We start from the raw sequence: 18,172 nt of genomic DNA, 5'->3' as shown, positions 1-18,172 counted from the left end.
ACTCTATCAGATCTTTCCGATCCGATTTCCTCGGTGCTTTCCGGTCCCGAAATCGAATTTCCCGGGGCCTTCCGGCGGGGTCAAACATTACCAGGCTTTCTCCGACCCCCTGACCACCCCTCCGCGTTCACCGGACGGACCGGAGCAGGCAGAGGTGTAGACCACTGGGGTTAGGATCTGGCTTGATCGGTGCTGCCGACCGCGACTCAAAGCCGCGTTGGGGTCAGGCAGGAGTACGACAGTACATCCCACCGTCAGTGGAGGCAAATCGTTTCCGGTAGTCCCTAGGTCCGCCAACTGGTACGTCTCGTGCGGAACCGGGACTTCTTATGACTTACGCTTCAGAACTAGTACGCGCCGCCCAGGACAGGTGTGGCGGCGCCACACGATCTCCGCCCCTGGGAGGCTTCCCATGTCAACCGTGACGTCGCCACTCGCTGGACGCGCCATCGGTCTCGCCAACGTTCCCGACCCGGTCTTCTCCGGTGCCATGGTCGGGCCCGGCACCGCCATCGATCCCGTACGTGAGCCCTCCGAGGCGGTCTCCCCCATCGACGGGGTCGTCGTCTCCATGCACCCGCACGCCTTCGTCGTCGTGGACGGCGAGGGACACGGGGTGCTGACGCACCTCGGCATCGACACCGTCCAGCTGAACGGCGAGGGCTTCGAGCTTCTCGTCAACAAGGGGGACACCGTGACGCGCGGACAGGCCGTCGTGCGGTGGAACCCCGCCGACGTCGAGGCCGCCGGCAAGTCCCCCATCTGTCCCGTCGTCGCCCTCGAGGCCACGGCCGACTCGCTCTCCGACGTCCGTGAGGACGGCGACGTGAAGGCCGGCGACCAGCTCTTCGACTGGAGCTGAGTCCGGTCCGTCGCCCGGACGGCCGCGAGTACGACATTCAACGCGGCGGCATCGGCCGCCGCTCAATCGGAGACGGTGAGATGGAGACAACGCTGCGAGGCGTCGGCGTCAGCCACGGAGTGGCGATCGGCCAGGTGCGGCACATGGGTACGGCGGTTCTCGAGCCGCCCGCCAAGCAGATTCCCGCCGAGGACGCGGAGCGCGAACAGGGGCGCGCCCGCCAGGCGGTGGAGGCCGTGGCCGCGGACCTGATCGCGCGCGGCAATCTGGCCGGCGGCGAGGCCCAGGCGGTGCTGGAGGCCCAGGCGATGATCGCCCAGGACCCGGAGCTCATCGCCGACGTCGACCGCAGGATCGCGGTCGGCAGCACGGCCGAGCGCGGTATCTACGACGCCTTCTCGCACTACCGCGAGCTGCTGGCGGGTGCCGGTGAGTACATGGCGGGCCGGGTCGCCGACCTGGACGACGTGCGGAACCGGATCGTGGCGCGGTTGCTCGGGGTGCCGATGCCGGGTGTCCCGGACAGCGACGAGCCGTACGTGCTCATCGCGCGGGACCTGGCGCCGGCCGACACCGCGCTGCTCGACCCGGCGCTCGTGCTCGGGTTCGTGACCGAGGAGGGCGGGCCGACCAGCCACAGCGCCATCCTGGCGCGTGCCCTGGGCGTGCCGGCGGTGGTGGCGCTGCCCGGCGCCGGCGAGCTGGCGGAGGGCACGCAGATCGCGGTGGACGGTTCCACCGGCGAGATCTTCGTGGACCCGAGCGAGGAGAAGAAGGCGGCGCTGACCAAGGCCGCCGAGGAGCGGAAGGCCGCGCTGTCCGCGTCCAGCGGCCCGGGTGCCACCTCGGACGGGCACAAGGTGCCGCTGCTCGCCAACGTCGGTGGACCTGCGGACGTGCCGGCCGCGGTGGAGGCGGGCGCCGAGGGCGTCGGTCTGTTCCGTACCGAGTTCCTCTTCCTGGACGACAGCCAGAAGGCTCCGTCCGAGGAGAAGCAGATCGAGGCGTACCGGAAGGTCCTGGAGGCCTTCCCCGAGGGCCGTGTGGTCGTGCGGGTGCTCGACGCCGGCGCCGACAAGCCGCTCGACTTCCTGACGCCGGCCGACGAGCCGAACCCGGCTCTCGGCGTGCGCGGGCTGCGGTCGCTGCTCGACCACCCTGAGGTGCTGCGGACGCAGCTGACCGCGCTGGCGAAGGCCGCCGAGGGTCTGCCCGTGTACCTGGAGGTCATGGCGCCGATGGTGGCCGACCGGACGGACGCGAAGGCGTTCGCCGACGCGTGCCGCGAGGCGGGGCTCCGGGCGAAGTTCGGCGCGATGGTGGAGATCCCGTCCGCCGCGCTCCGGGCCCGCTCGATCCTGCAGGAGGTCGAGTTCCTGTCGCTGGGCACGAACGACCTGGCCCAGTACACCTTCGCCGCCGACCGTCAGGTGGGTGCGGTGTCCCGGCTGCAGGACCCGTGGCAGCCGGCGTTGCTCGACCTGGTGGCGCTTTCCGCCGAGGCCGCCAAGGCCGAGGGCAAGAGCTGTGGTGTCTGTGGCGAGGCCGCCTCGGATCCGCTGCTCGCGTGTGTGCTGACCGGTCTGGGCGTCACCTCCCTGTCGATGGGCGCGGCGTCGATCCCCTACGTGCGGGCGACGCTGGCGAAGTACACGCTCGCGCAGTGCGAGCGCGCGGCGGCCGCGGCGCGGGCCGCGGACACGGCGCACGAGGCGCGGCTGGCCGCGCAGGCGGTGCTGTCCGGGGAGTGATCCCGGGGTCGTAGCGCGTGGTTCGGAGGGGCTTCCCGTCACCTGGTGGCGGGAAGCCCCTTCGGCGTGTCCGGGGTCAGGGGTGGCGGTGGGTGCCGGGGTCGGGGGTGAGGGGGAAGCCGGCGCGGTGGTCGACGCCGTGCTCCGGGGGCAGGGGTTCGCCGGTGCGGGCGTCGGTGCAGTAGGCGGCGAAGACCTCGGCCTCGGTGAGCGGGGCGAGGGTGCCGTCGACGAGGCGCCAGCCGTGGAGGCGGTCGGGGCGTCCGGGGCGGGTGGCCCGCAGGACGAGTCCGCCGGGGGCGGCGAGGACGATGCCGGCGGCGAGGACGGCGGCGAACTCGGTGGCGGCGGTGGGGTCGTGGTGGTTGGTGCCCCGGTCGTCCCGGGCGGTGTGGAGGACGGCGAGCAGGTGGTCGTCGGCGGCGGGGACGCTGCAGACGAGGTGGTGGGTGCCGGATCCCGCGCCGTCGAGGAGGGCGAGGAGCAGGCGGGTGGCGCGGTCGAAGGCGTCGCGGCCGAGGTCCAGGCCGCAGTCGGCGCAGTCTCCCGCGGTGGCGAGGACGGTGGTGGCGTACTCCCAGGTGGCGCGGCGGACGGCGGTGTCGACGAGCTCGGGGAGGAGGGTGGCGAGGGGTTGCCCGGTGTAGGTGACGCGGGCGCCGGTGGTGGCCAGGTGGTCGGTGAAGCGGCTGCGGCTGGTGGGGTGGTCGGGGTCGAGGCCGGTCTCGGCGCAGTAGGAGACGTATTCGTCGGGGTCGAAGAGGGCCACCGTGGTGTGGGTGCCCTGACGGGCGAGGGATTTGAGGAGGGCTTCGATCTCCTTGAGGTAGGTGCCGTGGTCGTCGAAGGCGAAGGTGCGGTAGCGGCGCATGGCGGCGAAGTCCTGCTCGTCGGCGAGGAGTCCGACGGTGCTGGGGATCTCGCGGCGCAGGGCGCGGCGGAGGCGGGTCGTGGTGGTGGTCGTCATGGGTCCCCCTCGGTCGTGGTGCTCTGATCGCGGCGATCAATGCTCACTCACCGTAACTTTCGCCACTGACAGTGACGACTGGGCGGGCTGGGTGACGCGGTCGCGGATGAGTCGGTGCTGGGCCGCGCCCGCGCCGGCGAGGGCGAGGCCGAGGAGCGGCCAGGCGAGGGGGCCCGTAGTCATGACGGCCGTGACGAGGAGGGGTCCGGCGAAGCGCTGGCTCGACTGGGCGAGGCCGTGGACGCCGAGGTACGCGCCCTGGGCGTCGGCGGGGGCCAGGGCGACGGAGAGTTCCCACGAGGAGGTGGCGTGGACGATCTCGGCGAACGTGAGGGCGACGACGGCCACGACGAGCGCGGCGATGGCGAGGGTGCGGCCGCCCGCGGCGGAGGCGGCGAGGGCGAGGGTGCCGACGACGAAGAGGCCGGAGAGGGGGACGAGGAGGCGGCGGGCCGCGGCCGTGGTGGCGCCGTGGCGGGCGAGGGGGACCTGGAAGAGGACGACGAGGACGGTGTTGAGGACGAGGAGGAGCGGGACGAGGCCGACGGGGGCCTCGGTGGCGTGGACGATCCAGAGGGGAACGGCGACCTGGAGGATCGTGTCGTCGAGGAAGAGGGCGGCGTCGGTGGCGGTGTAGCCGAGGAAGGCGCGGTCGCGCCAGGGGCCGGCGGGCTTGTCCCGGACGGCGGTGCGCGGGGTGGTCCCGGCCGAGGAGGTGACGCGGCTCGTGGTGGGCGGTTCGGCGCAGCGGAGGGTGAGGGCCGTGATGGCGGCGTAGGTGAGGACGTTGCCGACGAGGAGCCAGGTGTACGCCTGGGTGGAGCCGGTGGCGAGGGCGGCCGCGGCGCCGAGGCCGCCGATGGACCAGCCGATGTTGACGGTGGTGCGCTGGATGGCCTGGTAGCGGGCGCGTTCGGCGCCGGCCTGGCGGGCCGCGTACAGCTTGACGAGGACGCTGCTCGCACGGTCGGGGAGTGCGCCGAGGGCGGAGTAGAGGGTGAGGAGGAGGACGTGGTCGGTGGTGAGGAGGGCGAGGAGGGTGGCTCCGCGCAGGAGCTGGGTGGCGGCGATGACGCGGACGAGGGGGAAGCGGTCGGCGAGGACGCCGGCGAGGGGTGCTCCGGCTATGCCGACGCCGCCGGAGACGGTCATGAGCAGGCCGACCTGACCGAGGCTCAGTCCTGAGACGTAGGTGAAGTAGAGGGCGGTGCAGCCGGCCCAGAGGCCGGTGCCCGTCTTGTCGACGATGCCGACGACGAGCATGCGGCGGCCGTCGCGGCCTCCCGGGATGCGGTCGAGCGCGGTGCGGTGCCATGACGACCTCATGTGACCCCCCTTGACGCAAATTATGTACTGATACATAATCAGGAATGTGGTGACACAATATTCGATTCAGGGGACGACGGCCAAGGGGATCGCCGCGTCCGTCGAACGCGGGGTGACCGAGGGGGAGCTCGCCCCCGGCGACGCACTGCCTCCCGTACGGAAGCTCGCGGACGACCTGGGGATCAGTCCGGGCACGGTGGCGACCGCGTACAAGGAACTGCGCGCACGGGGGCTCGTGGTCACCCGCGGGCGGGGCGGCACCGTCGTGGCGGAGGCGCCGTCGGTGGCGTCCCGGAGGCCGCCCCGCATGCCGGAGGGGCTGACGGACCTCGCGAGCGGGCTGCCCGACCCCGCCTTCCTGCCGGTGCTCCACCCGCCCGGCGACGTACGGCCCGTCCACGGCTCGCACCGGGCGGCGCCGCGGCTCGCCGCCCTGGAGGAGCTGACCCGGGCGTGGTTCCGGCGGGACGGGGTGCCCGCGGAGCGGGTGACCTTCGCGCACGGAGCGCTCGACTGCGTCGCCCGGCTGCTGTCGGTGGAGCTCCGGCCCGGGGACGCGGTGGCCGTCGAGGACCCCGGCTTCCACCACCTCCTCGACCTGGTGCCGGCGCTCGGACTGCGGACGGTGCCGGTGGCCGTCGACGGTGAGGGGCTCTCGCCGGGCGCCCTGCGGGCGGCGCTGCGGGCCGGGGTGCGGGCCGTCGTCCTCAGCCCGCGTGCGCAGTGCCCCACCGGGGCGTCCCTCTCCCCCGCGCGGCGGGACGAACTGGGTTCGCTGCTCCGGGAGTTCCCGGAGGTCCTGGTGATCGAGGACGACTACCTCACCGAGCTCGACGGGCCCTCGGCGCCGACGCTGAGCGCACTGGGGCTCGCCCGCTGGGCCCAGGTGCGCACGGTCTCGAAGCGGCTGGGCGTGGACCTGCGGTGGGCCGGGGTGGCGGGGGACCCGGTGACGATCGCCCGGCACGACGGCCGGATGCTGATGACCTCCGGCTGGGTCAGCCATGTGCTCCAGGAGACCGTGGCCCGGCTCTTCTCCGACCCGGAGGCGGCACGGCTCGTGGCGCGCGGGGAGGCCGCGTACGCCGAGCGGCGGCGGACGCTGATCGACGCCCTCGGGGTCCACGGGATCCGGGCGGCCGGGGCCGCGGGCCTGAACGTGTGGGTGCCGGTGCGGGACGAGTCGGCGGTCGTCAACGGACTCCGGACGTACGGGTGGTGGGTGGCGGCGGGCGCCCGCTTCCGGATCGCCGCGCCGCCCGCCGTACGGATCACCGCCTCCCTGCTGGTGCCGGAGGCCGCCGAGCGGCTGGCGTCGGACTTCGCGCGGGTGCTCGGGGACACCCAGGCGACGTACGGGGGCTGACGCGGCGTGAGCCCGCCGTCCGGGCCGGGAGGCGGCCGGGCGACGGGCTCACGCGCGCGTGGCGGGTGGTCAGCGGGTGCGGTAGGCGTTGCCGAGGGTCTGGTCCAGGGTGTTGCCCTGGGCGTCGGTGAGCGCGGCGCGGAAGGAGACCGCGCCCCCGGCGGCGGGGTTGCGGACCACGACGGCGCCGTTCACGACGGGCGCCTCGGTCCAGGTGCCGCCCCCGTCGACGGAGACCCGCACGCGCAGCGACCGCGTGCCCGAGCCGGCGGCCGGACCCTGGACGGTGACCGGGACGCGGAGTTCCGCGCCGGCGGGGGCGGTGCCGTCGAGGTCGAGCGGCGGGGTGAAGCGGACGACGCTCAGGGGGAGCGCGGTCGGGGCGGTGGTCGCGGCGGAGTCGAAGGCCCAGACGGCGGTCGTGCGCCCCGCGCGCGTGCCGGTGCCGTGGAGGGCGGTGGCGGTGAGCCGGTAACGGGCCTGTGCCGGAGTGCCGGGGGTGAAGGAGGCCCGGCCCGGGTCGCCGCGGTGGGTGCCGACGAGGACGCCGTCGCGGTGGAGGGTCGTGGTGGCCGAGCGGAAGACCGGGTCCGAGGGGGCGTGCCCCTCGCCGTCGGCGAGCAGCGGCACGTCCAGGGCGAGCCGGTCGCCGTCGCGGACGCCGGCGGGAGCCGCGCCGGGGGCCTGGGGGAGGGCGGGGCCGAGGACGGCGTTGTCGAAGGTGTGGGTGGTGGTCACGCCGGCGCGGGCGGGGAGGTCCGGCGCCTCGTACAGGTTGGGCGGCGTCTCCGGCGTGCCGGGGGTGGTGTACGTCAGGTCCCAGGCGCCCCGCTCGGGGGTCACATGGAAGGTCGTGCCGCCGGGGCGGGCGAACTCGGCGCCGAGGCCGAGGGAGGTGCCCTCGGACGGCAGGATCGCCGCGGAGCCGACGCCGCCGGCGCCGTCCCGGTCGGCCGCGCGGACCTTCAGCGTGGCCAGATCGCCCGCCGCGGGCCTGCGGACGAAGCCGGTCAGGGCGCGGCCGGAGGTGAAGCGGTAGCCGAGGCCGTAGTCGGCCCGCTCGCCGACCCAGTAGCCGTCGAACGAGGCCGTCACCGAGCCGGGTTCGGCGGCGGGGCCGAGGTGGGCCACCCGCAGGCCGTCCGCCGACGACATCAGGTTCGCGAAGCGGGTCCGCCCCTCGTGGCGGACCTCGACGAACGACATGGCGTGCTCGGGACGGGCGCCGGGCTCGGGCGGGCGCACGTCGACCGGGGACGTCGTGCGGGCGTCGAGCGTGACGGTCGTGTCGTGGTCGAGGTCGAGGCGGGGCTGGACGAGCCAGTCCGTGCCGGCGCCCTTGGAAGGGGAGTGCACCTCCGAGTCGAGGAGGTAGCGGCCCCTGGGCAGCCGGAGCGTGACGGTGCCGGAGGGGTCGTGGGGGCTCTCCTGGACGGACTCGCCCGCGCCGGAGACGCCGACGACGCGGGTCGAGTAGGCGTCGGTCGGGGCGCCCTTCCGGTCGAGGTGGCGGAGGGTCAGGGTGAACGTCTCGCTCCGGGCGGCGGAGCCCGGGGCGGCGGGCGGGGCCGTGAAGGCGGTGGCCGTGAGGGCGGCGGCGAGGGCCAGGGCGGGGAGGGCGGGTCGGATCCTGGATCCCTTCCTGGGGCGGAGCACGGAGGGAGTGTCCGGGATCCAACATCCAGGATCCTGGATGTTGGATCCGATGCCCTGGATATCGGATCCACCGTCCTGGGCCGTGGGTCCAGTCTTCTGGGCGCTGGATCCCCTGTTCTGGATGTTGGATCCGGTGTTCTGGATGTTGGATCCAGGGCTGTGGGGCGCGGGGCGCTGCGTCGGTGTTTCGGTCATGCAGGGAACTGGGCGCTGTGCGGCGGGAGTTCCCGTGACCTGTGCCACACGGGGCGCGGGGCGGGTGGGGAGTGTGGTGCGGGTCACGGGAACCCGGGCGAACCGGTGACCAGTACTCAGTGTGGAACCAGAGATGAGAGAACGTTTCCGGGCCGGGGATCCCGCGGCGCTCGGTGAGGCGTACGACGAGCACGCGCGGGTGCTGTTCCAGTACGCGTACCGGATGTGCGGGGACCGGGCCGCGGCCGAGGACGCCGTGTCCGCGACCTTCCTGGAGGCATGGCGTTGCCGGGGGAAGGTCCACGCCGAGGGCGGGAGTCTGCGGCCGTGGCTGTTCGGGATCGCGACCAACGTGCTGCGGGGGGCCGCGCGCGAGGCGCGGCGGCGGGACGCGGCACTGGCGCGGATGCCGGACCGGGGGGTGTTGCCGGACTTCAGTGACGCGGTGGACTCGCGGCTCGCCGACGAGGAGCGGCTGCGGGCCGCGCGGGTGGCCCTCGGCCGGCTGCGGCGCCGTGAGCGGGAGGTCTTCGGGCTCGTCGTATGGGCCGGACTCGACTACGCGACGGCCGGCGAGGCGTTGGGCATCCCCGTCGGCACCGTCCGCTCCCGGCTCTCGCGGGCCCGGGAGCGGCTGCGGGCCCTCGCCGAGGCCGAACTGCGCGCCGGTCGGCGCGGTGCCCGGCCCGGCGTCGGTGTCGGCGCCGACGGGCCTTCCCTGTCCGTGAGCGACGGCCGTACCGTCCTCGTCCCCCGAACCTCCCCGGAGAAGCCGGCATGAACGACATCGATCCCCGTTCCCTTTCCCGTTCCGTCCGGGATCCGCTGCTCGGTGAGTTGGGCGAGCTGTTGCCGCCCCCGCCCGTGCCGGAGTTCGGGCCGGAGCGGCAGCGGGAGGTGCGGCGGGAGCTGATGGCCTCGGTGCGGCCCTCGCGGCCGGCGGGGTGGTGGACGCGGAGGGCCGTGCGGTTCGCCGTGCCGGCGGTGGTGTGCGGCATCGCGGCGGGTGCGGTGCTGGTCGCCGCTCCCCCGGAGCCGCGTGGACCGCGCCCCGCGGTGCGGGCGGAGGGCGCGACCGCGGTGCTGTCGCGGGCCGCGCTCGCGGCCGCCTCCGCGCCCGCGCCGGACGCGCGGCCGGAGGAGTTCGTGTACGTGGAGAGCCTGGTGTCCCGGGCGGGGCTTCCGGCGGGCGGCGGGGCCGCCGTCGTGGAACCCGTGCACCGGAGGCAGGTGTGGCTGTCGGCGGACGGGAGCCGGGCCGGGCTGCTGCGGGAGGAGGGGGCCGCGGACTCCGAGCTGTCGCCGAGGCTGCCCGTGTACGAGCTGGACCGGCCCGGTGCCGAACCCCGGCGGACGTACCTGGAGTCGGGCGGGCCGTCGGTGACCGAGCCGACGCACGCGTTCGTGGCGGGGCTGCCGACGGATCCGGAGGCGCTGCTGCGGCTGGTGCGGGAACAGACCCGTACCGGTGACGGTGACGCGGACCAGCGGGCGTTCGCCGCGATCGGGACGCTGCTCGCCGAGACCTGGGCGCCGCCGGAGGTGACGGCCGCGCTGTTCGAGGCGGCCGGGCGGATCCCCGGCGTCGTGGTGGTGCCGTCGGCGCGGGACGCGGCCGGCCGGGAGGGCGTGGCCGTGGCCCGCACCTCCGGCGCGGAGCGGACCCAGTGGGTCTTCGACCGGTCGACCTCGGCCTTCCTCGGGGAGCGGACCGTGCTCGTCTCGGCGTCGGCCGCCGGTGCGGCCGGGACGGTGCTGAGCGAGACGGCCGTGCTGAGGAAGGCGGCGGTGGCGCGGGTCGGGCAGGTGCCCGGCTGATTCGGTCCGTGACGGAGAGGGGCGCCCCGCGCGGGGCGCCCCTCGTGGTGTCAGGCGCGGCGGGCGGCCGCGAGGGACTCGTAGAAGCGCAGGAGGTCGAGGTTGTCGACGGAGCCCGCGTTGACGGCCTTCTCCAGCGGGGTGCCCTGGAGGAGACGCTTGACGGGGACCTCGATGCGCTTGCCGGTGAGGGTGTGCGGAACGCCCGGGACCTCGATGATCTCGTCGGGGACGTGGCGCGGCGAGAGTTCGGCGCGGATCGTGGACTTGATCCGGGCGATCAGGTCGTCGTCGAGGGCGGCGCCCTCGGCGAGGTGGACGAAGAGCGGCATCCAGTAGCCGCCGTCCGGTTCCTCCAGGCCGATGACGAGGGACTCGCGGATCTCGGGGAGCCGCTCGACCGCCTCGTAGATGTCGGCGCTCCCCATGCGGACGCCCTGGCGGTTGAGGGTGGAGTCGGAGCGGCCGTGGATGACGACCGAGCCGTGGTCGGTGATCGTGATCCAGTCGCCGTGGCGCCACACGCCGGGGAACATCTCGAAGTAGCTGTCGCGGTAGCGGCTGCCGTCGGGGTCGTTCCAGAAGTGGATCGGCATGGACGGCATGGGGTTGGTGACGACGAGTTCGCCGACCTCCCCGACGACGGGCTTGCCGGACGGGTCCCAGGCCTGGAGGTCGGTGCCGAGGCCGGCGGCCTGGAGCTCCCCGATGTGCACGGGGAGCGTGGGGACGGCTCCCGCGAAGCAGGAGCAGACGTCCGTGCCGCCGCTGACGCTGGCGATCCACAGGTCCTCGCGGACCTCGTCGTGGAGCCAGCGGAAGCCGTCGGGCGGCAGCGGGGAGCCGGTGGTGGCGACGCACTTCACGGCGGAGAGGTCGAAGTCGCGGCCGGGGTGGACGTCGGCCTTGGCGCAGGCCATGACGTAGGCGGCGGAGGTGCCGTACAGGGTGGCGCCGGTCCGTTCGGCGACGCGCCACTGGGCGCCGGTGTCCGGGTATCCGGGGCTGCCGTCGTACAGGACGACGGTGGTGCCGGTGAGGAGGCCGGAGACGAGGAAGTTCCACATCATCCAGCCGGTGGACGTGTACCAGAAGAAGACGTCCTCGGGGCCCAGGTCGCAGTGGAGGCCGAGCTGCTTGAGGTGCTCGATCAGGATGCCGCCCTGGGACTGGACGATCGCCTTCGGCAGGCCGGTGGTGCCGGAGGAGTACAGGACCCACAGGGGGTGGGCGAACGGGACCTGCTCGAAGACGGGTTCCGTGTCGGCGGCGACCAGGCCGGCCCAGTCGAGGGCGCCCTCGGGGGCCGGGGTGCCGAGGAGCGGGACGTGGACGACGGCGCGCAGGGTGGGGAGCTCGGCGCGGAGCTCGGCGACGGCGTCGCGGCGGTCGTGCTCCTTGCCGCCGTAGCGGTAGCCGTCGACGGTGAAGAGGACGACCGGCTCGACCTGCTGGAAGCGGTCGAGGACGGAGCGGGCGCCGAAGTCGGGGGCGCAGGAGGTCCAGACGCCGCCGACGGCGGCGGTCGCGAGGAGGGCGACGACGGCCTGGGGGACGTTCGGCAGGTAGCCGCTGACGCGGTCGCCGGGGCGGACCCCGAGGGCGCGCAGTTCGGCGGCGAGCGAGCCGACCTGGCGGCGGAGTTCGGCCCAGGTGACGGGGGTCGGCCCGTGGGTCTCGTCGACGTGGAGGAGGGCCGTGTCGTCGGGGCGTTCGGCGGCGGCGCGCAGGGCGTGCTCGGCGTAGTTGAGGGTGGCTCCGGGGAACCAGTCGGCGCCGGGCATGGAGCGGTCGCCGAGCACGCGCGCGTAGGGGGTGGCGAAGCGGACGTCGAACCACGCGGCGACGGCCCCCCAGAAGGTCTCCAGCTCCTCGACGGACCAGCGGTGCAGGGCCGGGTACCCGCCGTCGGCGGGGGCGCCGTGGTGTTCGGCGGCCCACGCCTGGAAGCGGGTGACGGCGGCGTGGGCGATGCGCTCCTCGTCCGGCTGCCAGAGCGGCTCGGTCGGCTCGGTCGGCGCAGTTGTCATCGGGTGGCTCCCTGGCTGTACGCGGGTCGGCGTGTGTCGCGCGCACGTGCGGGGGTGTGCGCGTGACGCGGCTGACAGGACGATGCCATGGGAGCGGCGTTCGCACCAGGGCCGCCCGCACATGGTCGGCGAGTTGAACATGTGCTCCCACCACGGGTGAACGGCAGCTGAACGAGGCCCGTATCGCCGCTGGTGGGTGGCAGGGTGGCCCGCATGGACGGTCGTGGACGGGTGCGTTCGGTGAGGGTGTTCGGTTCGGTGCGGGGGCTCAGGACGGTACGGGCGGCGTGGCGGCAGCGGCGGGCGGACGCGGCGGGGCTGCCGCCGCGGGGGGCGGAGCGGGCCCGGGTGCCGGGGCTCGCGGAGGGCGCGGAGCCGCTGCCGGGCGGGGGGACGGTGCGGTTCGCCCGGTCGTCGCTGCGGGTGTGCGTGTCGGCGGGCGGGACGGTGTTCTGGGGGTGGGACGGGGCGGAGCCGGAACCGTCGTACGCGCTGGCGGGGCCGGTGCCCGAGCCGGATCCCCGGGCGGTCCTGGAGCCGGACACGGACGGCGGCTGGCGGGTCGTGTCGGAGCGGGTGACGGTGGCGGTCTCGCGGCACGGGGCGGTGGAGATCCGTACGCCGGGCGGGGTGATGCTGCGGCGGGACCTGCCGCCGCGCTGGTGGGAGCCGGTGGGCGGGGGGCCGGCGCGGTGGGCGCAGCGGGCGGAGGTGCCGGCGGACGCGCGGTTCTTCGGGCTCGGCGGGCGGTCGGCGGGGCCGCGGCTGCGGGACGAGTCGTACCGGCTGTGGAACACGGACCCGAAGGGGCGGTTCGACCCGGGGGACGATCCGCTGTACATCACGATGCCGGTGCAGTTCGTGGTCGCGGACGCGGGGACGCACCTGGCGTTCCACGACAACACGTGGGACGGGCGGGTGACCCTCGCGGAGGGCGAGGAGGGGGCCGGGTCGGGGCACGACCGGCCGGGCACGAGCGAGGTGCGGATGGAGGGCGGTCCGCTGCGGTGCTGGGTGGTCGTCGGGACCCCCGCGCGCGTGCTGCGCAACTGGGCGGCGCTGACGGGCGCGCCGGCGCTGCCTCCGGCGTGGGCGCTGGGGCCGCAGCACGCCCGCTGGGGGTTCGGGAGCGCGGCGGAGGTGCGGCGGGTGGTGGCCGGGTACCGGGAGCGGGGGCTGGCGCTGTCGGCGGTCCATCTGGACATCGACCACTACGACGGGCACCGGGTGTTCACGGTGGACCGGGAGCGGTTCCCCGACCTGCCGGGGCTCGCGGAGGAGTTGCGGGGGCAGGGGGTGCGGCTGGTGTCGATCGTCGATCCGGCGGTCGCCGCGGAGCCGGGGAACGTGCTGTACGAGGAGGGGCGGGCCGCCGGGGCGTTCGTGCGGGACGCGCGGGGCGAGGAGGTGCGGGGGGTGGTGTGGCCCGGGGAGTGCGCCTTCCCGGACTTCACGGATCCGGCGGTGCGGGAGTGGTGGGGCGGGCTGTACGAGGAGCGGCTGCGGCAGGGCTTCTCCGGGGTGTGGCACGACATGAACGAGCCGGTGTCGTTCGCGGCCTTCGGCGATCCGACGCTCCCCCGGTCGGCGCGGCACCACCTGGAGGGGCGGGGCGGGGACCACCGGGAGGGACACAACGTGTACGGGCTGCTGATGGCCCGGGCCGGCTACGAGGGGCTGCGGAGGCTGCGTCCCGGGGAGCGGCCGTTCCTGTTCACGCGCGCGGGGTGGGCGGGGATGCAGCGGTACGGGGGCACCTGGTCCGGCGACGTGGCGACCGGCTGGCCGGGGCTGCGGGCCTCGCTGGCGCTGGTGCTCGGGCTCGGGCTGTGCGGGGTGCCGTACTCGGGGCCGGACGTCGGCGGCTTCGACGGGAGCCCGTCGCCGGAGCTGTTCCTGCGCTGGTACCAGCTGGGGGCGTGGCTGCCGCTGTTCCGGACGCACGCGGCGCTGGACGCGGGGCGGCGGGAGCCGTGGGAGTTCGGCCCGGAGGTGCTGGAGCACGCGCGCGTGGCGCTGGCCGAACGCGAGCGGCTCCAGCCGTACTTCGTGACCCTGTCCCGCCTCGCGCGGATGACGGGCGCGCCCTATGTGCGGCCGGTGTGGTGGGGGACGCCGGAGGACCGGACGCTGCGGGAGTGCGAGGACGCCTTCCTGCTGGGCGACGCGCTGCTGGTCGCGCCGGTCCTGCACCGGGGCCAGGACCGGCGGGCGGTGCGGCTGCCGCGCGGCCGCTGGTACGACACGGCGACCGGACGGGCGTACGAGGGCCCCGGGCAGGTGCTGCTCGACGCGCCCCTCGCGCGCGTGCCGGTCCTGGCACGCGCGGGGGCGGTCCTTCCGGTGCGGGGCGTGGACGGGGAGTTGACGCTGGAGGTGTGGCCGCCCGCGCCCGGCCGGACGGGGGGCGGGCTCGTCGTCCGCGACACCGGGGACGGCTGGGAGCCGGCGGAGATCGAGCGGTTCCGGTCGCGTCTCGAGGACGGGCGGGTCGTGGTGGAGCGGGTGACGGAGGAGGGGCCCGTGGAGGCGGGGCTGCCGGTGCGGGTGCGGGGGCGTGAGGGGGCCGTCGCCGGGGGTGGAGCCAAGCGGCTGGGCGGCGTTGTCGGACCTCCTGCCTAGCATGCGGCACATGGAACCCGAATCCCTGCTGGGCGAGGACATCCGGCTGCCGGCCGGTCGCGTGATCACGGCCGACGAGGCCGGGGACGGGGCGCGGCCGCTGTGGCTGAGCGACGGGCCCGCGCCCTTCGGGCTGTGGGGGCGCGTCCACGCCGCGCACGCGCGGACGGGCCTGTGGCCCCTGCTGCTCGAACCGCTCGACGGGGACGGGGGCTTCCGGCCCTGGGCGTCGGGGGAATTGTTCGGCACGGGCGCGTCCCGTCTCGCGGACCATGATCCGGCCGCGGTGCTCGCGCGCTGGTGGGACGGGTGCACGGCGGTCGACGAGGAGGACGACATGCTCTCCGCGGAGGAGCGGCTCGCCGTGACGACGCCCTACGGGGCGGTCTGGCCGGGGCTCGCACCGGGGCGTGCGCCGGCGGAGGACCCCGACGCGCTCGCGGCGGAGCACGCGGACGCGTTCCTGTCCTTCGGTGGTGAGGCGCGTCTGGGTCTGGTCGAAGCCGGGTGCGGTGCCGAGGCGCTCGCGGTCGTGGGCTGGTCGGGGCCGGCCAACCACGACGACGACACGGCGAGGATCGCGGCGGTCGTCGCCGACTGGGAACGACGCTTCGGGGCACGGGTGTTCGCCGTCGGGTTCGACACCCTGCGGCTCTCGGTCGCCGCTCCCCCGGCCGCCCTGGAGGAAGCGCTGCCGATCGCCGCCGAGCACTTCGCCTTCTGCCCCGACAACGTGTGGCAGGGGTCCGTCAGGGACCTCGTCGCGTACGCCGAGCATCTGGTGGGGGCGGACGTGTGGACCTTCTGGTGGGACTGAGCGGCGCCGGGATCAGCCGTACGCGCCCGCGAACCACTTCCGTACCGCTTCGGCGTGGAGGGGGAAGACCAGTTCGCGCGGTTCCGGGAGGACGAGGCGGGCGGAGGTCTCCGGGGTCGGGGTGAAGGCGGGGAGCGCGTGCGCCTCGACGGGCGGGAGGAGGCCGAAGACGAGGAGGTGGTCGGCGGAGGAGAGGACGTCGGCGAGGCGGACGTCCTCGGCGGAGGCCACGACGCCGGTCTCCTCGCGGAGTTCGCGGGTCACGGCGGTGCGCCAGTCCTCGCCGTGGTCGACGAAGCCGCCGGGGAGGGCGGTGCCGCCGTGGCCGGGGTGGATGGCGCGGGTGATGGCGAGGAGGCCGGTGCCCGCGGGGGCCGTGACCGGGAGGAGGGCCACGGCCACCGGGAGGGGGTTGCGGTAGGCGGTCGTGCCGCAGGTCGGGCAGGCCCGGGGCCAGGCGGCGGTGTCGGCGGGGTACGGGGCTCCGCAGGCCGAGCAGTGGGAGTGGAGTACGGGGGTGGTCACGGCGTCGACCGTACGCGAGGGGGTTTCCCGGCGGGGACGGAACTGGTAGACCCGGTGCGCATGACTCGACTTGGTGTGGTGATGCGTTCCCTCGGCGCGGCCGTGCTGCTCGTCTGCGCGGGGGGCGTCGGCTCCCCGGCGGTCGGCTCCCCGGCGGTCGGCTCCCCCGCCGTCGGCGCGCCCGGGCCGAAGGCGCCGCGGGAGTTCGTGGCGCTGGACTCGGTGGACCGGACGATCCTTCAGGAGATGCGGTACACGACGGCGCACAACTTCGTGGGCGAGCCGATCGACGGGTACCGGCAGCCGGTGTGCGTGCTGACGCGGCCGGCGGCGGAGGCGCTGCACCGGGCGCAGACGCGGCTGCTGGCGCGCGGGTACACGCTGAAGGTGTACGACTGCTACCGGCCGCAGCGGGCGGTGGACCACTTCGTACGCTGGGCCCAGGACCTGGCGGACGAGCGGATGAAGGCGGAGTTCTATCCGGCGGTGGCGAAGGACCGGCTCTTCGCGGACGGGTACATCGCGGAGAAGTCCGGGCACAGCCGGGGGTCGACCGTGGACCTGACGGTCGTGCGGCTGCCGGCGGAGCGCACGCGCGCGTACGTGCCGGGCGAGGAGCTGACCTCGTGCGCCGGGCCTCGGGAGGAGCGGTTCCCGGACAGCTCGGTGGACATGGGGACCGGGTACGACTGCTTCGACACGCTCTCGCACACCGAGGACCCGCGGATCACGGGCGTCCAGCGGGCCAACCGGCAGCTGCTGAAGGGTCTCCTCGAGGCGGAGGGGTTCGTGAACCTGCCGGAGGAGTGGTGGCACTTCACGTTCAAGCCGGAGCCGTTCCCGTCGACGTACTTCGACTTCCCGGTGGCCCGGAGGTCGGTGGCCGGGCACTGACGTCTTCCGCCGTCGCCGGGGCCGCGTCGGACTCGATCGCACATCCCTGACGCATCGCCAGATATGGACGGAGGGGCCGGGACCGCACGGACGCGCAGGCCGGTCGTGGGCGGCTGGTTCACCGACGACGCCGTTCCGGACGGGGAGTTCCGGCTGCTCGGCGCGGTGTTCGGCCGGCGACCGGCGGGGGCCGGGGGCGCGGGTCGGGAGCACCGCCGACCAGGGCCTGTTCGGGCGCGGGCCGGCGGTGGTGGTGGCGGTCCGCTGAGGCCGCACGGCGGGCGACGCGGGCGACCCCCGCGACCCGAGCCGTACGGCGTCAGGTCGCGACCGGCTGCTGCCCCCGGTCCGCGAGGACGAGGGCGTGTTCGACGACGGCGACGAGGACGGCCTTGACCGACTCGCGGTCGCGGGCGTCGCACAGCACCAGCTCGACCTCGGGGTCGAGGTCGAGCGCCGCCCGCACGGTCTCCGCCGGGTAGCGGCGGGCGCCCTCGAAGCAGTTGACGGCCACCGTGAAGGGGATGCCGCGCCGCTCGAAGTAGTCGATGGCGGCGAAGCTGTCCTCCAGGCGGCGGGTGTCGGCGAGCACGACCGCGCCGAGCGCGCCCTGCGCCAGCTCGTCCCAGAGGAACCAGAAGCGGTCCTGGCCCGGGGTGCCGAACAGGTACAGGACGAGGTCCTCGCGGAGCGTGATCCGGCCGAAGTCCATCGCGACCGTGGTGGTCGTCTTGGCCTCGACGCCGTGCAGGTCGTCCACGGGCCGGCCGGCCTCGGTGAGGACCTCCTCGGTCCGCAGCGGCCGGATCTCGCTGACCGCGCCGACCAGTGTCGTCTTGCCGACCCCGAAGCCTCCCGCGACCAGGATCTTCAGAGTCACCGGCTCGACGGGGGTCTTCTTGCGGCTAGAGCGCCCGAAGGCCATTGATCACCTCGCGGAGGATGTTCACGTCCGGCAGCTGGGCCGGCGGAACGGGGCGGGTCACGTGGACGAGTTCCTCGTCGACGAGGTCGCCGACCAGGACCCGGACCACCCCGACGGGGAGGTCGAGTCCTGCGGCGAGCTCGGCGATCGACTGGGGCTGCTCGGAGCAGCGTTCGACGATCTCCACGTGTTCCGGGGAGAGCGACTGGTCACGGCCGGGGTCGTCGGCGGCCGGCTCGGGCACCACCAGGGCGATGAGGTCGAGCCGGTGCCGGCCCGCGGCGCTCGTCCGGCCGCGGGTCATCGCGTACGGGCGGACGACCGGGCCCGCCTCGTCGTCGTACCAGTGGTGGGGGACGGCGGTCCGCCGGTCCGGGACGTCCCCGTCGGGCTGATTGCGCTCGGCTGCGTCGCTCAT

General features: G+C 74.7%; 15 protein-coding genes. 8 read left to right on the top strand and 7 right to left on the bottom strand.

What is annotated here, in order from left to right:
• Positions 1 to 412: 412 nt before the first annotated feature.
• Positions 413 to 862 (top strand): PTS sugar transporter subunit IIA, encoded by a 450-nt coding sequence (locus IE245_RS29860; RefSeq protein ID WP_189953192.1) that lies wholly within the window; start codon positions 413 to 415, stop codon positions 860 to 862.
• Positions 863 to 942: 80 nt separating this feature from the next.
• Positions 943 to 2,613 carry a phosphoenolpyruvate--protein phosphotransferase gene (ptsP, locus tag IE245_RS29855; protein ID WP_189953190.1) on the top strand — a complete coding sequence of 557 codons (1,671 nt, stop codon included), beginning with the start codon at positions 943 to 945 and terminating at the stop codon, positions 2,611 to 2,613.
• Between the two features lie 76 nt (positions 2,614 to 2,689).
• Here ptsP and IE245_RS29850 read toward each other — a convergent pair whose 3' ends face one another.
• A complete protein-coding gene (locus IE245_RS29850) occupies positions 2,690 to 3,580 on the bottom strand; it encodes a DUF8829 domain-containing protein (RefSeq protein WP_189953188.1) in 891 nt (296 codons plus the stop codon).
• A 36-nt stretch (positions 3,581 to 3,616) separates the two neighbouring features.
• Positions 3,617 to 4,906: an MFS transporter gene (locus tag IE245_RS29845; protein WP_308436637.1), complete on the bottom strand. Its 1,290-nt coding sequence runs from the start codon at positions 4,904 to 4,906 to the stop codon at positions 3,617 to 3,619.
• Positions 4,907 to 4,952: 46 nt separating this feature from the next.
• Between IE245_RS29845 and IE245_RS29840 the strand changes: the two genes are divergently transcribed.
• A complete protein-coding gene (locus IE245_RS29840; protein WP_189953186.1) occupies positions 4,953 to 6,272 on the top strand; it encodes a GntR family transcriptional regulator in 1,320 nt (439 codons plus the stop codon).
• A 69-nt stretch (positions 6,273 to 6,341) separates the two neighbouring features.
• Here the strand turns inward: IE245_RS29840 and IE245_RS29835 are convergent, their stop codons facing one another.
• Positions 6,342 to 7,928 carry a serine protease gene (locus IE245_RS29835; RefSeq protein ID WP_189953184.1) on the bottom strand — a complete coding sequence of 529 codons (1,587 nt, stop codon included), beginning with the start codon at positions 7,926 to 7,928 and terminating at the stop codon, positions 6,342 to 6,344.
• 328 nt (positions 7,929 to 8,256) lie between these two features.
• On the opposite strand from IE245_RS29835, the gene IE245_RS29830 reads away from it, so the two are divergent.
• Together IE245_RS29830 and IE245_RS29825 are read left to right on the top strand one after the other, a co-directional pair.
• Entirely contained in the window at positions 8,257 to 8,904 is a 648-nt protein-coding gene (locus IE245_RS29830) for an RNA polymerase sigma factor (protein ID WP_229851670.1), read from the top strand.
• Entirely contained in the window at positions 8,901 to 9,941 is a 1,041-nt protein-coding gene (locus IE245_RS29825) for a CU044_5270 family protein (protein WP_189953182.1), read from the top strand. The genes IE245_RS29830 and IE245_RS29825 overlap by 4 nt, the downstream gene beginning before the upstream one ends.
• A gap of 50 nt (positions 9,942 to 9,991) precedes the next feature.
• Here IE245_RS29825 and IE245_RS29820 read toward each other — a convergent pair whose 3' ends face one another.
• Entirely contained in the window at positions 9,992 to 11,971 is a 1,980-nt protein-coding gene (locus IE245_RS29820; protein ID WP_189953180.1) for an acetoacetate--CoA ligase, read from the bottom strand.
• A 213-nt stretch (positions 11,972 to 12,184) separates the two neighbouring features.
• Between IE245_RS29820 and IE245_RS29815 the strand changes: the two genes are divergently transcribed.
• Entirely contained in the window at positions 12,185 to 14,593 is a 2,409-nt protein-coding gene (locus IE245_RS29815) for a glycoside hydrolase family 31 protein (protein ID WP_189953179.1), read from the top strand.
• Between the two features lie 10 nt (positions 14,594 to 14,603).
• Positions 14,604 to 15,410, top strand: a complete 807-nt coding sequence (locus tag IE245_RS29810; protein ID WP_189953177.1) for a DUF4253 domain-containing protein — start codon at positions 14,604 to 14,606, stop codon at positions 15,408 to 15,410.
• 12 nt (positions 15,411 to 15,422) lie between these two features.
• Here IE245_RS29810 and IE245_RS29805 read toward each other — a convergent pair whose 3' ends face one another.
• The gene (locus IE245_RS29805; RefSeq protein ID WP_189953175.1) at positions 15,423 to 15,935 is read right to left on the bottom strand and encodes an NUDIX domain-containing protein; all 513 of its coding nucleotides are present in this window, start codon (positions 15,933 to 15,935) and stop codon (positions 15,423 to 15,425) included.
• Between the two features lie 60 nt (positions 15,936 to 15,995).
• Between IE245_RS29805 and IE245_RS29800 the strand changes: the two genes are divergently transcribed.
• Positions 15,996 to 16,829, top strand: a complete 834-nt coding sequence (locus tag IE245_RS29800; protein ID WP_189953173.1) for a M15 family metallopeptidase — start codon at positions 15,996 to 15,998, stop codon at positions 16,827 to 16,829.
• Between the two features lie 319 nt (positions 16,830 to 17,148).
• On the opposite strand, the gene IE245_RS29795 is transcribed toward IE245_RS29800, so the two are convergent.
• Positions 17,149 to 17,754 (bottom strand): GTP-binding protein, encoded by a 606-nt coding sequence (locus IE245_RS29795; protein ID WP_189953171.1) that lies wholly within the window; start codon positions 17,752 to 17,754, stop codon positions 17,149 to 17,151.
• The gene (locus tag IE245_RS29790) at positions 17,735 to 18,172 is read right to left on the bottom strand and encodes a DUF742 domain-containing protein (protein ID WP_189953169.1); all 438 of its coding nucleotides are present in this window, start codon (positions 18,170 to 18,172) and stop codon (positions 17,735 to 17,737) included. Before IE245_RS29790 ends, IE245_RS29795 begins: the two co-directional genes overlap by 20 nt.

This window comes from Streptomyces roseolus, assembly GCF_014649855.1.
Taxonomy (GTDB): domain Bacteria; phylum Actinomycetota; class Actinomycetes; order Streptomycetales; family Streptomycetaceae; genus Streptomyces; species Streptomyces roseolus.
Note: the sequence above shows the minus strand (reverse complement) of the source record. Positions and strands in the feature narration are given on the sequence as shown.

What these genes read in the sequence shown, in the direction of transcription:
- IE245_RS29860 (WP_189953192.1), top strand. Translation starts at nt 413, where the DNA reads ATGTCAACCGTGACGTCGCCACTCGCTGGACGCGCCATCGGTCTCGCC.
- ptsP (WP_189953190.1), top strand. Translation starts at nt 943, where the DNA reads ATGGAGACAACGCTGCGAGGCGTCGGCGTCAGCCACGGAGTGGCGATC.
- IE245_RS29850 (WP_189953188.1), bottom strand. Translation starts at nt 3,580, where the DNA reads ATGACGACCACCACCACGACCCGCCTCCGCCGCGCCCTGCGCCGCGAG.
- IE245_RS29845 (WP_308436637.1), bottom strand. Translation starts at nt 4,906, where the DNA reads ATGAGGTCGTCATGGCACCGCACCGCGCTCGACCGCATCCCGGGAGGC.
- IE245_RS29830 (WP_229851670.1), top strand. Translation starts at nt 8,257, where the DNA reads ATGAGAGAACGTTTCCGGGCCGGGGATCCCGCGGCGCTCGGTGAGGCG.
- IE245_RS29825 (WP_189953182.1), top strand. Translation starts at nt 8,901, where the DNA reads ATGAACGACATCGATCCCCGTTCCCTTTCCCGTTCCGTCCGGGATCCG.
- IE245_RS29820 (WP_189953180.1), bottom strand. Translation starts at nt 11,971, where the DNA reads ATGACAACTGCGCCGACCGAGCCGACCGAGCCGCTCTGGCAGCCGGAC.
- IE245_RS29815 (WP_189953179.1), top strand. Translation starts at nt 12,185, where the DNA reads ATGGACGGTCGTGGACGGGTGCGTTCGGTGAGGGTGTTCGGTTCGGTG.
- IE245_RS29810 (WP_189953177.1), top strand. Translation starts at nt 14,604, where the DNA reads ATGGAACCCGAATCCCTGCTGGGCGAGGACATCCGGCTGCCGGCCGGT.
- IE245_RS29800 (WP_189953173.1), top strand. Translation starts at nt 15,996, where the DNA reads ATGACTCGACTTGGTGTGGTGATGCGTTCCCTCGGCGCGGCCGTGCTG.
- IE245_RS29795 (WP_189953171.1), bottom strand. Translation starts at nt 17,754, where the DNA reads ATGGCCTTCGGGCGCTCTAGCCGCAAGAAGACCCCCGTCGAGCCGGTG.
- IE245_RS29790 (WP_189953169.1), bottom strand. Translation starts at nt 18,172, where the DNA reads ATGAGCGACGCAGCCGAGCGCAATCAGCCCGACGGGGACGTCCCGGAC.